General features: G+C 47.4%; 17 protein-coding genes and 1 tRNA gene. 11 read left to right on the top strand and 7 right to left on the bottom strand.

Annotated features, from left to right (window positions below):
- Positions 1-250 precede the first annotated feature (250 nt).
- The 6 genes from T497_RS0105780 to rpmB all read right to left on the bottom strand — a co-directional run bounded on the left by T497_RS0105780 (position 251) and on the right by rpmB (position 3,109).
- A tRNA-Gln gene (locus T497_RS0105780) sits at positions 251-325 on the bottom strand.
- A gap of 57 nt (positions 326-382) precedes the next feature.
- Complete coding sequence (locus T497_RS0105785) at positions 383-853, bottom strand: GNAT family N-acetyltransferase (RefSeq protein WP_028514799.1); 471 nt, start codon at positions 851-853, stop codon at positions 383-385.
- Positions 850-1,611 carry a tRNA threonylcarbamoyladenosine dehydratase gene (locus T497_RS0105790; RefSeq protein WP_028514800.1) on the bottom strand — a complete coding sequence of 254 codons (762 nt, stop codon included), beginning with the start codon at positions 1,609-1,611 and terminating at the stop codon, positions 850-852. Before T497_RS0105790 ends, T497_RS0105785 begins: the two co-directional genes overlap by 4 nt.
- Before the next feature lie 13 nt (positions 1,612-1,624).
- The gene (locus T497_RS18770; protein WP_242839976.1) at positions 1,625-2,590 is read right to left on the bottom strand and encodes a GNAT family N-acetyltransferase; all 966 of its coding nucleotides are present in this window, start codon (positions 2,588-2,590) and stop codon (positions 1,625-1,627) included.
- 1 nt (position 2,591) lies between these two features.
- Positions 2,592-2,843, bottom strand: coding sequence for a DUF3781 domain-containing protein (locus T497_RS0105805; protein ID WP_028514801.1), 252 nt, complete (start codon positions 2,841-2,843; stop codon positions 2,592-2,594).
- A gap of 80 nt (positions 2,844-2,923) precedes the next feature.
- Positions 2,924-3,109 carry a 50S ribosomal protein L28 gene (gene rpmB, locus T497_RS0105810; protein ID WP_019678047.1) on the bottom strand — a complete coding sequence of 62 codons (186 nt, stop codon included), beginning with the start codon at positions 3,107-3,109 and terminating at the stop codon, positions 2,924-2,926.
- 216 nt (positions 3,110-3,325) lie between these two features.
- Here rpmB and T497_RS16000 point away from each other — a divergent pair, with 216 nt between their 5' ends.
- Genes T497_RS16000 through T497_RS0105860 form a run of 10 tightly spaced genes read left to right on the top strand, consistent with a single transcriptional unit; the run spans position 3,326 to position 10,764 of the window.
- Positions 3,326-4,030, top strand: coding sequence for a site-2 protease family protein (locus T497_RS16000; protein ID WP_051530548.1), 705 nt, complete (start codon positions 3,326-3,328; stop codon positions 4,028-4,030).
- 21 nt (positions 4,031-4,051) lie between these two features.
- Positions 4,052-4,807, top strand: coding sequence for a segregation and condensation protein A (locus T497_RS0105820; protein ID WP_028514802.1), 756 nt, complete (start codon positions 4,052-4,054; stop codon positions 4,805-4,807).
- The gene (scpB, locus tag T497_RS0105825; RefSeq protein ID WP_028514803.1) at positions 4,777-5,355 is read left to right on the top strand and encodes an SMC-Scp complex subunit ScpB; all 579 of its coding nucleotides are present in this window, start codon (positions 4,777-4,779) and stop codon (positions 5,353-5,355) included. The genes T497_RS0105820 and scpB overlap by 31 nt, the downstream gene beginning before the upstream one ends.
- Before the next feature lie 24 nt (positions 5,356-5,379).
- Positions 5,380-6,321, top strand: coding sequence for a hypothetical protein (locus tag T497_RS0105830; RefSeq protein WP_028514804.1), 942 nt, complete (start codon positions 5,380-5,382; stop codon positions 6,319-6,321).
- A gap of 10 nt (positions 6,322-6,331) precedes the next feature.
- Entirely contained in the window at positions 6,332-6,769 is a 438-nt protein-coding gene (locus tag T497_RS0105835; protein WP_028514805.1) for a GerW family sporulation protein, read from the top strand.
- Positions 6,770-6,828: 59 nt separating this feature from the next.
- On the top strand, positions 6,829-7,977 hold the full coding sequence (locus T497_RS0105840; RefSeq protein ID WP_028514806.1) for a D-alanyl-D-alanine carboxypeptidase family protein: 1,149 nt from the start codon (positions 6,829-6,831) through the stop codon (positions 7,975-7,977).
- Between the two features lie 13 nt (positions 7,978-7,990).
- Positions 7,991-8,722 (top strand): pseudouridine synthase, encoded by a 732-nt coding sequence (locus tag T497_RS0105845; RefSeq protein ID WP_028514807.1) that lies wholly within the window; start codon positions 7,991-7,993, stop codon positions 8,720-8,722.
- Between the two features lies 1 nt (position 8,723).
- Positions 8,724-9,110, top strand: coding sequence for a hypothetical protein (locus tag T497_RS0105850; protein ID WP_028514808.1), 387 nt, complete (start codon positions 8,724-8,726; stop codon positions 9,108-9,110).
- Positions 9,111-9,125: 15 nt separating this feature from the next.
- Entirely contained in the window at positions 9,126-10,073 is a 948-nt protein-coding gene (gene metA / locus T497_RS0105855) for a homoserine O-acetyltransferase MetA (protein WP_028514809.1), read from the top strand.
- A gap of 13 nt (positions 10,074-10,086) precedes the next feature.
- Positions 10,087-10,764 carry a DUF4190 domain-containing protein gene (locus tag T497_RS0105860; RefSeq protein ID WP_028514810.1) on the top strand — a complete coding sequence of 226 codons (678 nt, stop codon included), beginning with the start codon at positions 10,087-10,089 and terminating at the stop codon, positions 10,762-10,764.
- A gap of 19 nt (positions 10,765-10,783) precedes the next feature.
- Here the strand turns inward: T497_RS0105860 and T497_RS0105865 are convergent, their stop codons facing one another.
- The gene (locus tag T497_RS0105865) at positions 10,784-11,659 is read right to left on the bottom strand and encodes a polysaccharide deacetylase family protein (protein ID WP_028514811.1); all 876 of its coding nucleotides are present in this window, start codon (positions 11,657-11,659) and stop codon (positions 10,784-10,786) included.
- Positions 11,660-11,776: 117 nt separating this feature from the next.
- Here T497_RS0105865 and spoIIP point away from each other — a divergent pair, with 117 nt between their 5' ends.
- Positions 11,777-12,937 carry a stage II sporulation protein P gene (gene spoIIP, locus T497_RS16005; RefSeq protein ID WP_051530549.1) on the top strand — a complete coding sequence of 387 codons (1,161 nt, stop codon included), beginning with the start codon at positions 11,777-11,779 and terminating at the stop codon, positions 12,935-12,937.
- The last annotated feature ends 1 nt before the right edge of the window (position 12,938 follow it).

A 12,938-nucleotide genomic window follows, 5' to 3' on the forward strand; every position in this document is an offset into this window, starting at 1 on the left:
ATAATTTATAATAGCATATCTCGCTGAAAAAGTCAATTAGTTTGGAGTTGTTAGTGATTAGTGCTTAGTAGTCTGTAGGGGACGCCGCCCTCGGCGTCCCGCAATTGATATATTATTTCTTAAATGAATAAAAAACGCCCTGAAAAAACAGGGCGCAATAGTGCTGTAAGCGATGTACAAGCAGCATTTCTTTTTAGAGTGAGCGAGCTTGCAAGCGACAACGTGGACGCGGTCAAGCTGGCTCAGCTTGTGGTTGGGGCAGCGGGATTTGAACCCACGAATGCAGGAGTCAAAGTCCTGTGCCTTACCGCTTGGCTATACCCCAAAAACTCACTAAAATATTATAACAAAAAAACGGACATAAATCAAGTCCTTGGGATATTTATTTTTGTTTTAACATGTGCTTCTCCATATTGTCAAAGCACAGATAATCGCCGTTTTCGGTCTTGATCGCGCAGTATTCCTTAAAAACATAGCCTTTTTTGAGATAAATAGCCTTTGCAGGCAGAGATACGGAAAGCTCTGCAATATCATAATTCTCAGCGATACGCTCCTCGGCAAAGAGCAGGAGAGCTCCGCCGAAGCCATGTCCCTGATACTCGGGAAGCACGAAAAGGCGGTTTATCTCGTTTTTCTCGGTGGTAACAGTGCCTGCCGCTTCATTTGTGTCGGTATAGAGCAGAAAAACATCGCCGCTTCGGATATCGCGCATTATTTTTTCATAGCTGTGGTGAGCGAGAAAGAAGTTCACAGCGCCCTTGGGGTAATAGTTGGGATAGACAGCCTTTATAGTCTGCTGAGTTATATCTTTAACGGTCTGAAAGTCCGATTCCGCAGCGGCGGTTATTTTCATGTATCATTCTCCTTTGCGGCTTTTTTCACTATATCCTTGATGACTTCGCCTGCGATGATAAGTCCCACAACCGAGGGCACAAATGCCACAGAAGCAGGCGTGGAACGCCTTGCAGAACCGCTTCGCATATCAGTCTTGCCCGAGCCGTCGTCAACAGCCTGTCCCTGTGGAGTGATGGGTTCTTCCTTTGAGTAGACGACTTTGAGCTTTTTAACGCCGCGGCGTTTAAGCTGATAACGCATGACCTTTGCGAGGGGGCATACGGAGGTCTTGTAAATATCCGCGACCTCAAACCGCGTAGGATCGAGCTTGTTTCCTGCACCCATTGAGCTTATAACGGGAACTCCTGCTTGTTTAGCCTGCATGATTATCTCTATTTTGCCTGTGACCGTGTCGATAGCGTCAATGACATAGTCGTACTGGGAAAAATCAAGTTTATCGGCAGTTTCAGGCATATAGAACATCTTGTGGCAGCTCACCTTGCAGTCGGGATTTATCTCACGTATGCGCTGAGCAGCCGCGTCCACCTTGTACATACCGACAGTGCTGTCAAGGGCGATTATCTGGCGGTTTATATTGGTAACGCAGACCTTGTCGTCGTCAATGAGGTCAAGTGCTCCAACTCCCGAACGCGCAAGAGCTTCAACGGCATAGCCGCCCACGCCGCCTACGCCGAAAACTGCCACACGGGAGGCTGCAAGGATTTTCATTGCTTCTTCGCCGAAAAGAAGCTCGGTTCTTGAAAAACGGTCGGACATAGTTTACTCCTTCTTATAGTGATTTTTCCATGTATCCGCAGGTAAACGGGAAGAAATCGAATTTTTTCGTGTCTGTATGTACAGCTCCCTGTTTTTCGTACCATTTGCGGAGCTTCTCATTTTCTTCAACTATGCTGAATACAAGCTTTTCGCAGCCTTTATCCTTTGCTTTTGCGCAGGCATCGGCGAACAGAGCGCTGCCAATGTTTCTATGCCTGTATTCTGGAAGAACGCAGAGATTATTCAGTTCGCATTCATTGTTTTCGAGCAGAAGCAGGGAATAATATCCGATAATTCTTCCGCTTTCGGAAAAATAGCCGTACATTGGACGGTGCTCGCTGTCAAACTGCGAGTACAGTTTATCATCAGTCGTTGCAAAGGCAACAAATCTGGGAGCATTTTCCACAGTGAAGCCGAACTCATCGGCAACGGTCATAAAGCTCGTTCTTATGACTTTCGTACATTCTGGAATATTATTTCTTGCTATGGCTTTTATTGCAGGTATCGCAGGAGTTCTGAACTTTTCAAGACGGTAGAGCCTTTCCTCGTCGAGCTCCGCTTTGCCGTTCTTGTAGTCGTAGCCGAACTTTCTGTAGAACTGAAAGCCTGTAATGGAAGCAGGTATCTCTATACGCTTTGCACGGAGGAAGAACTCGTCATTTTCGAGAGTTTCCATGATGAGCCTGCCCACTCCTTTTCCCTGATACTCGGGGAGTACAAATATAGTGAACAGACCGCTCTCATCCTCCCTGCCCCAGAAAGGACCTATTGAACCGCAGCCTATTATCTGTCCGTTATCCTCGACTACATAAAAGTGCGTCCAGCCGGCGCGTTCGAGGATATTCTGCGGCTGCATTGACTTCACTATCTCCTCCATGAGTTCGGCAGGATAATCCTTAACATTGGATATTCTTATAGTTTTTATAACAACAGCCGAAACTGCGGCCGCGTCTGATTCTTTAAATCGTCTTATGTTCATTTTATTTCTCCTTTCTGAGCTTATGTGCGGTGATTATGGTATAGCTGTAGGCATTTACGGTTATGACAGCGCCGTTCACGGTCACGTACCAGTTCTTGCCTTTACGCTCAATAACGGCTTCGGGGGAGAGTATCCTGTCTCTGCACCATCTGACCGTATCATCACATTCAAGGGAGAGATTTCGCTTTATGCGTACTTCTCCCAGCTCTGTGGTGTGAAGCTTGTCAATATTTTTTATCAGCTCGCTGTTCATAGTGGCTCCTTGTTATTTAAGTCAGATATTTAAAAAAAGAGCGTTCCGCAAAGGAACGCTCTTAATTTACCGTTACATGATCAAGCTCTCTCAACCTTGCCTGAACGCAGACATCTTGAGCAAGCATAGATATGACAAGGAGTACCCTTGACGATAGCCTTTACGCGCTTTACGTTAGGCTTCCATGTTCTGTTGGAACGTCTGTGTGAGTGGGAAACCTTGATACCAAAGGTTACGCCCTTTCCGCAGATATCACATTTTGCCATTAGGTTGCACCTCCTTAACTAACCTGTAAAAATACAACATGATTATTCTAACACATAATCAGAAAAAAAGCAAGTGTTTTTTCAAAAAAAATGAAAAAAATTTTTTTGAGGCACTTAATTTGCTTTTTTTACTTGAAATATATACCGCTATGTAGTATAATATATATTGTATAACTATATCGGGGCAGTTTTGCCCTGTGTTTTGAAAGGATAAATATGTTTGAAACAGGTATAAGCGAAATTTTGCTTACTGCTGTTGTAAGAACGGCGGTATTTCTGCTTATTGTCCCTTTACACGAATCAGCTCACGGACTTGTTGCACACTGGTTCGGCGATGATACGGCAAAGGAAGCAGGAAGAATAACACTTAATCCCTTTGCTCATCTGGATATCGCAGGCTTTGTACTCATGCTCATTCTGGGAGTAGGCTGGGCTAAGCCGGTTCCTGTGAATCCCTCAAAGTTCAAGAAAAGACGTCTGGGCATGGCAATGGTATCCCTTGCAGGACCACTGTCGAATCTCCTCGCTGCTTTTATCGGAATGGCGATATACATGGTTTTAACGTGTGCTGCGGTTGTAACAAATGTGGAAACTCTTGAGATATCCACCAAAACATCGGCAGCGCAGATAGCGGGAACACTGCTGTATTCCTTCGCCTATATAAATATCAGCCTTGCTGTATTCAACCTGATACCGCTTCCACCGCTGGACGGCTTCAATATAATTCGTTCCTTTATGCCTGCGAAGTTCGATATGTGGGTATTCAGGAATTTCAGGGCTATCAACACAGCATTTATCGTATTGCTGCTTCTTTCGCTGCGTATCCCTGAGCTTATGATGCCGTATATCTTTGTAAGGGAAAAAGCCGAGGAGCTGCTTTGGCTCTCTGTTATGTGGATACCAAAGCTTTTCGCTTTATAATCAAAACGATCAGAGGATAATATGGAAAGTATTTCATTCAAGCTGGAGGTCTTTGAGGGACCTCTCGACCTGTTGCTGAGCCTTATTGCCAAGCATAAGCTGAATATCTGCGATATCGAGATATCCAAGCTGCTGGAGCAGTACCTCATCTATATAGATCAGGCACATGAGCAGAATTTGGAGCTTGCAGGCGAATTTCTTGAAATGGCTGCAAGGCTCATATACATAAAAACAGCATTTCTGCTGCCACAGCCAGAGGAGGCTGAGCAGATGAAGCGCGAGCTGGAGGGTGCTCTTATCGAGTATTCTCTCTGCAAGATAGCGGCTCAGAAGCTTGCCGAGGCTTACGTTGGCGGTAATATATTCGTCCGCGAGCCCATGAAGATAAAGGCTGATATGACATATACCCTTGTCCATGAGCCTGAGAGACTTGCACTTGCATACAGTGCTATATCCCTTAAAAATATCAAGTCCGAGCACGCAAAGCTCCACGTTGAGAACAAGATAAACTCTGTCGTGAAGCGCCGTATCGTTTCGGTAATGACCAAGGTGGTACATATTCTCAGACAGCTCTATGAATCGGGCGAGGTGTACATGGATAAGCTCTACGAGGGAGTTACCGACCGCTCCGCAAGAGTGGCGACATTCCTTGCAGTTCTGGAGCTCACCAGACACGGACGTATCACCATCAGTGAAGATAATATGATGATATACTTCAAGGGAAATAAGAACGGAGTGAGAAAAGCTTGGAGATCAAAGAAAAGCTCGGAGCAATAGAGGCTATCCTCTTTGCAAGCGGCGAGCCAATCGAGATATACCGCCTTTCGGAGGCAAGCGGAGTTGACGCAGGTACTCTGCCGTCAATGATAAGACTGCTCAATGAGCGCTATGAGGACTACAGCAGCGGTATCTGCATCAAGAAATTCGACAGCAGCTATCAGATGTGTACCCGTGAGGAGTTCGGCGAGCAGGTGAGGGCGGCTCTTGAAACAAAGAGGTCTGCGCCCCTTTCAAATGCGGCAATGGAGGCTCTGACCATAATTGCCTATAATCAGCCTGTTTCAAAGGGCTTCGTGGAAAACGTCCGCGGCATAGACAGCTCGTCTGTTATCAACAATCTTGTGGAAAAGGGACTTGTTGAAGAAGCAGGACGTCTTGACGTCCCCGGAAAGCCCATAGTCTACAGGACAACATCGGTATTCCTGAGAAGCTTCGGACTCAGCTCAGTCGCCGATCTTCCGCCGTTACCCGGTCAGGGAGACCTCGTGCTGGAAACAGAGGACGAATTCGAGGAAAGAGAGCTTTCCGAGTCAAATCAGGAATAAAATAAACGTAAAGGAGCGGCAGGAATGATAATTCTCAAAATTCTGCTGTATATACTTCTTGCCGTATTGGCTTTGATATTAGTCGTGCTCATAACTCCTGCGGGAGGAGAGTTCAGCTATATCGACGGTAAATTCAGATATAAAGTCAGGCTTTGGATAATAAATCTTATGGATTCAGAGGGCGGAGGTCTTTATGGCTGGTGGAAAAAGCGCAAAGCCAATAAGAAAGACAAGCCGAAGAAGCCAAAAAAAGAAAAAAAGCCCAAGCCTGTAAAGGAAAAGAAGTCCAAAAAGAAGAAAAAACAGCGTGAAAAGTACGAATGGGAAAAGGAACTGGACGATATCCCCGTAAACAATCCCGAGGCAGATATGGTGCCTGCGGTCACGGAGAATTCGGACAGCGGAGCCCATACGGAAACTGCTGAAAACAGTTCTTCTGGAGTTACGGCGCATACCGATGAAGCTCCTAAGGAAGACGATAAAAAGAAAAAAGACGAAGCCGACGACGATCCATTCGAGTCAGATGATGACGATAAGGAAAATGACGAGGAAAAGAAGTCCCTCAGCGACAAGGTTGAGTTCCTTGTGGGAATATGGGAGAGCGCTCAGCGCCCCATGCTGAAAATATTCAAGGGCTTCAAGCTCAAGGACTTCTACATCGACTTCATAATCGCCGACGAGGACGCCTATGACTGCGCCCTCAAATACGGAAGATATTCTACTCTGATATTTAACGGCATTGCCTTTTTCAGCCAGCTCTTTACCGTAAGGCTGAAAACTATTGATGTCCGTCCGCAGTTCGGCGTATCAAAGGGACGCTGGGACACATCCGGAAAGCTTTCTTTCCGACTCGGTACAGCAGTCATCGCAGGAGCATGGTTCCTGCTGACATATATTTTCAGGACATTTATCCCTGATAAGCTCAGAAAACGCAAAATGAAAAAATCAGCCGCAAGGCAGAAGTGAGGTATATACAATGAGTGCAAAAAACACACCTGTAAGCGAACTTTTAGGAATTTCTATCGAGAAGATCAAGGAAATGGCTGACGTCAACGCTATTATCGGCGAGCCTATAAAGCTCCCCGACGGCACAACTATCATTCCCGTTTCCAAGGTAAGCTACGGCTTTGCTTCGGGCGGCTCAGACCTGCCTTCAAAGTACGATAAGGACCTTTTCGGCGGCGGAGCAGGCGCAGGCGTTTCCATAAAGCCCGAGGGATTCCTCGTTATCTCTCCCGACGGTTCTGCTAAAATGGTAAATATGGAGGGCTCCAACGATCCTATCAGCAACGCTATCGAGAAAGTGCCTGCAATTATCGACAAGGTAAGCGGCTTCATAAACAAGAAAAAGAGCGGCGGCACAACTGAGATAAGCGACGGCGGCATCACAGACGATTCTGTACCTCTCAACTGAGAATAAAACCTGATATATCGGCATATCCTTTAGCATAGCTTTTGTGCGGAGGTGTGCCTGTGAAAAGGTCGGTTGCAGTTTTTATATCATTTATCATAGTGGGCAGAGCACTTGGCAGTATCACTGCCTGCGGTGCTGAGCCTCCAAAAATATCGGCAAAGGCGGCTGTAGTCATCTCCGCCGATACGGGAGAGGTCATATATGCTCATAATGCGGCTGAAAAGCTCCCTATGGCGAGCACGACCAAGATAATGACAACTCTGCTGTGCCTTGAAAGCGGCGGTCTTTACGATGAATTTACTGTGGACAGCGAAGCCATAAAGGTGGAGGGCTCGTCCATGGGACTTCGTGAGGGAGATACCGTCACAAAGTATGCTCTCTGCTGCGGTATGCTTCTTCCGTCGGGCAACGACGCTGCTAATGCGGCTGCTGTGAAAATATCGGGAAGTATCGAAAAATTCGCGGAGCTTATGAACAAACGCGCCCGTGAAATGGGGCTTTCCAAGACCTATTTCGTCACACCCTCGGGACTTGAGGGTGAGGGACATGGCTCATCGGCTGCGGATATGGCGCTCCTTGCCCGTGAAGCTCTGAAAAACGATATCTTCCGCGAGATATGCTCCCAGACAAGTCTGAAGCTGAGATTCGGGGATCCTCCATATGAGCGGTGGCTGAAAAACACCAATAAGCTGCTGACCATGTATGACGGAGTCTACGGCGTAAAAACGGGATTTACCGATGAAGCAGGACGGTGTCTTGTATCAGCCTGTGAGCGTGACGGAAAAGACCTTATCTGCGTGACGCTAAATGACCGCAACGACTGGAACGATCATATGGCGCTTTATGACTATGGCTTTCAGACCGCAAGAACTCTGGAAGTTCCGCTACCTGCGGATATTTCCGCAGATATAGTGGGCGGAAGTAGTGAAAAGCTTCATCTTTCAGCCAAAGAGAGCACCATTTCCGTGACTACAGCGGCTGGTGATATCAGCGACTTTGAATTCACGGTCATCGGTCAGCCTTTTCTGTACGCTCCCATAAATGCAGGAGAAGAAGCAGGAAAGCTCCGTGTAAGCTTCATGGGACGCGAGGTGGAAACAGTTCCCTTATATGCCGACGAGGATATAGCCTTTGAAAAAAAGTGTGCGGACAGGAAAAGCCTGTTTGCGAAAATAAAAGAAAAAATCTGGAGATTTTTCTCCCTTTAAGGATAGGATTACAGTGGAAAAGATAAGAATACAGAAAATGATAGCCGACTGCGGAGTTTGTTCCCGCAGAAAGGCTGAGGAGCTCATAACCAAGGGCAGGGTAAAGCTCAACGGTCACCCCGTAAAGCTGGGAGACAAGTGCGGCTTCAAGGATATCATCACCGTTGACGGTGAGCGTATCTATATGCCTCGCAAGAGGAGCTTCGTTTACCTTATGATGAACAAGCCCAGAGGCTATGTTACTACAGTTTCCGACGAGCTTGACAGACGCTGCGTAATGGATCTGCTTGAAGATGTTGAGGAGCGTGTATATCCTGTCGGACGTCTTGACAGGAACTCCGAGGGACTTCTGCTCTTTACAAACGACGGCGAATTTGCCAACAGCATAATGCACCCAAGCAGACATATTTCCAAGACCTACCGCGTAACTGTACGTCCCGACATCACCGACGACCAGCTTATAAAGCTGTCCGAAGGCGTTGAGATAGACGGCAGAAAAACTCTGCCTGCTACGGTAGTTGTCAAGGACAAGGCTGAGGGCAGGGTAGTTCTGCTCATGACTATAAAAGAGGGCAGAAACCGCCAGATACGTAAGATGTGCGAGGCTGTGGGACTTGAAGTTGCAAGACTTCGCCGTATCAGCATAGGACCTCTTAAACTGGGTATGCTCAAACCTGGTACCTACCGCGAGCTTACTGCCGAGGAGCTTCGAGCTATACGAAACGCTATCGGCAAGGAGAAGTAATATGCTGGAGATACAGGAAAGGTTCGACACTGTCGGCTACGAGAAGCTCTTAGAGCGTGCAGGCAGCGCTGAGCTCCACATCACAGAGGCGCTTGACAGGGGAGAGGTCATCGGATTCATCGCCTATTCCTACGGCGCTGAAAAGACTGTTGTCTATGACTATGACGACGGCGGAGACCTTATGCTCTGCGACGGAATGGTGCGCTCTGTCATGCTGAAAAGCGTTCTCAAGGGCATAAAGCATATGCTTTTTGAGCTCTCCGACGACAGCAAGTTCGATAACCTTAAAAAGCTGCGCTTTATAAGCGGAGACAGCAGACAGTGCGGCGACCTTGACAGCTTCATGAACGGCTGTCAGAGCTGCAAAAATAAGAAAGATAATGTATGAAAGGAAGGATTTTGAATGCCGATAAGGATCTCGTCAGAGCTGCCAGCATTCAAGACTCTTGGAGAAGAAAATATCTTCGTAATGTCCAAGGAAAGGGCGGAGCATCAGGATATCCGTCCGCTCAGGGTGATTATACTCAATATAATGCCCAAAAAAATAGAGACCGAGAGCCAGCTCATGAGACTGCTCAGTAATACGCCTTTACAGGTAGACGTTGAGCTTCTGCAAATGGCTTCTCATGTTTCGAGGAATACATCAAGTCATCATCTGGATTCTTTCTACAAGACATTTGATGAGATAAGCGACAACCGATACGACGGAATGATAATCACAGGCGCTCCCGTGGAGCTCCTTGACTTCGAGCAGGTGGATTACTGGAAGGAAATAACCAATATCATGGAGTGGTCAAAGACTCATGTTTTCTCCACTATCTATATCTGCTGGGCGGCTCAGGCAGGGCTTTACTATCATTACGGTATCCCGAAATATACTCTCGACCAGAAGATGTTCGGTATTTTCCCTCACAGGGCTGAGGTGAGCAACTGTCAGCTCCTGAGAGGCTTCGACGATATCTTCTATGTTCCTCATTCGCGCAATACCGAGGTCCGCAGAGAGGATATCGAGCGTATACCACAGCTGGAGATACTGACCTCGTCGGAGATATCGGGAGTTCATATCGTTGCCAATAAAAACGGCAGACAGTACTTCATCACAGGTCATTCCGAGTATGACAGGGACACTATTGCCAACGAGTACAGGAGAGATGTGGAAAAGGGCATTGACATACAGATACCCTATAATTATTTCCCGAATGACGATCCGAATAATATGCCTGTATTCTCATGGAGATGTACTGCAAACCTTATGTTCTCGAACTGGCTGAATTACTGCGTATATCAGAAAACTCCCTATAATCTTGAGGAGCTTGAAGTCCGCAACTGGAACTGGGAGACAAGTCTGTAAAGGAGAAGTTTAAATGGACAATAATTACGGAAATAACCAATATAATAACGGCTATAACAACAACGGATACAATAACGGCTACAATAACAACGGCTACGGCGGCGGATATCAGAACAATAATCAGTACGGCAATTATAACAGCAATTATAATATGCCCCGTGACGAGCGCAAGGGCGGCGGATTTGCTATCGCTTCCTTTGTTATGGCGCTTGTTAATATCGTACCATGCTGCACCTGCCTTAGTATAATCACAGTTCCCCTTTGTATCATTTTTGCTATCATATCCCTTGTACAGAAGAGAAAAGGCACAGCCTTTGCCATAATCGGTATAGTGCTTTCGGTGCTTGCAGGAATATTCTTTGCGTACTACGGCTTCATCATGTACAAGATAATGCCCGACGCTATGTACTTTACAGAGCATCAGCAGCAGATAACCGAGGATTACGACAGAGACGGCACTATACCCGAAAGATTCGAGAAATACCACGATCCTAAGTACGATAAGTACTGGAAGAACAGCGGCTACGACAGCTTTGATGAATTCTTCGGTAAGGAGATAATCGAGAAGAATCGCAGCAGAATTGGTTCATCTTCATCTTCCCGTTCTTCGTCAAGAAGCTCATCGTCGAGAAAGTCCTCAGGCGGAAGTATAGACGACCATACACTGACATTCTCGCCCGTTTTTGCATAGTAAACACTGCTCCCCGATATTACACGGGGAGCTCTTTTGTTATCCGTTCCATGTATTCCTCAGTGGTGAGGAGTCCGCTCCTGTTATAGCGGAATATCCCGTAAAGGCAGTCAGGCTCGCGGGTGATAGTATTCATGCCCTCGCGGCAGGTGAGAGTCATGAGTATGCCGCTGTCACGGAGCACAGGCAAGCTCTCCTTGCTGAGAGCTCCGAAAGGGTATGCAAATACCGCAGGCACAATGCCGCAGTTATCATGAAGCTCGGTTTTCAGCAGTCCTATATCTGTGCGCAGCATTGATGTGTAATCATCATTGCTTTCCTCGGGGAGCTTAGCGCAGCCCTGCCGCAGTCCGTTTCGGGAATGCATATCGTAGGTGTGGCTGCCTATCTCAACGCGTCCCGAGGCGGCAAGCTCCGAGATATCAGCCCATGTGAGATAAGAGTAACAGTCCGCATGAGGATCGGCGGCTGCATAATCGTCGGTATATCTGCCAACAATAGATACAACGGCGCACATATCGTGCTTTTCAAGGAGCGGCAGAGCAATTGACAGATTATTGTAAAAGCCGTCGTCAAAGGTTATCAGCACGGGCTTTTTCGGCAGACTGCCCTTGCCGTTGGTGTAGTCAATGAGCTGCTGTGCGCTGACGGTGGTGAAGCCGTGACCTTTCAGCCATTCAAGGTCGGCGTCAAGCTGTGAGGGCGAGACTATGTAGTCCGCAGGAGTTTTTTCGCATACGCTGTGGTACATTATCACAGGGAGCGATATTGGTGCTTCCCGACTTTTTTCGGCAGCTGCAAGGGAGATGCGTGAGCCTATGACAAAGAATCCGATAAGCAGTCCTGTCTCGATAAATCGGCGAAAAAGCTTTCCAAGCCGCAGACATCTGTACATGAATATCACCTCTTTGCATAATATGCCGAAAAAGTGCGGAAAATGACGGCGATTTACGGACATACTCGAGCAGATAGGAGAATATACTTATCTCAGATGAAAAAGTGAGGTGAGTGTATGAAACGTCATAAGCGCAGAAGAAAAAGCGGTACTGTAAGGTGCATAGCGGCGGTAATGCTGCCTGTTGCGGCGGCAGCGGCTGTTCACGGAGCATTCGGCATTAGAGACAGCTTTTTTTCGTCAAAAGAGCTGATTACTCATACGGAAACCGCGGCAGCTCCTCATAAAGCAGACAGCGAAACTATCAGCCGTATCGTCCGTGAAGACGAGCTTCTTGAGGGGAAGATGACTCTTTCGGAGGGCTACGGAGTGTGCGATGAAAAGGCTGAGAATCAGGAGTATCTGCGACTGCCCGATCCGAGAGACACCCGTGCCGATGACGCTGGAGCAAAGCCCTATCCCAGGAGCTGGGGCAGCGACGGTGAGATAATACGCACGACCTATGGTGAATACAGCGGCAGCTCCTTTTTTGACTTAGAAGGCGGCGGACAGGTCAATAATAAGACCGATATCCCAAACGAAACTCTTATGCAGGAGAGCGGCTATCTCCCCAATTTCACGGTAAAGGATACCGATGAGCCGCTGGTGCTGATATATCACACTCATACTACCGAGAGCTTTGAACCGTTTGTGCGCGATAATTACGATACATCATTCAACTACAGGACTACCGATCCTACGAAAAACGCTGTCATGGTTGGGGACGCTATACAGGCGGAGCTTGAAGCGCAGGGGATAGGCGTTATACACGCAAGGGAGATACACGATTATCCCTCATATAACGGCTCATACGGCAGGAGCCGTGATACTATAACGCCGATTCTGGAGCAGTACCCAAGTATCAAGGTGGTTCTCGATATTCACAGGGACGCTATCGGCGGTGACGGAGTTGCCTATCAGCCGTTTATCGAAGTGGACGGCAACGAAGCCGCGCAGATAATGATAATATCGGGCTGTGATGACGGTACCCTCGGTATGCCGAATTATATGGAGAATTTTCACTTTGCCTGTGCTCTGCAAAGCAAGCTGGAGTCCGACCACAAAGGCTTTACCCGTCCCATATTATTTGATTACAGGCATTATAACCAGGACCTCACCAACGGAAGTCTACTCATAGAGGTAGGCTCTCACGGCAATACTCTCGGGCAGGTGCAGTTCGCAGGACAGCTTTTCGGCAGGTCTCTGGGACAGCTTCTCAATTCCATGAAAAGGAGATAAT

The organism is Ruminococcus flavefaciens MA2007, from assembly GCF_000621845.1.
GTDB classification, from domain to species: Bacteria; Bacillota; Clostridia; order Oscillospirales; family Ruminococcaceae; genus Ruminococcus; species Ruminococcus flavefaciens_E.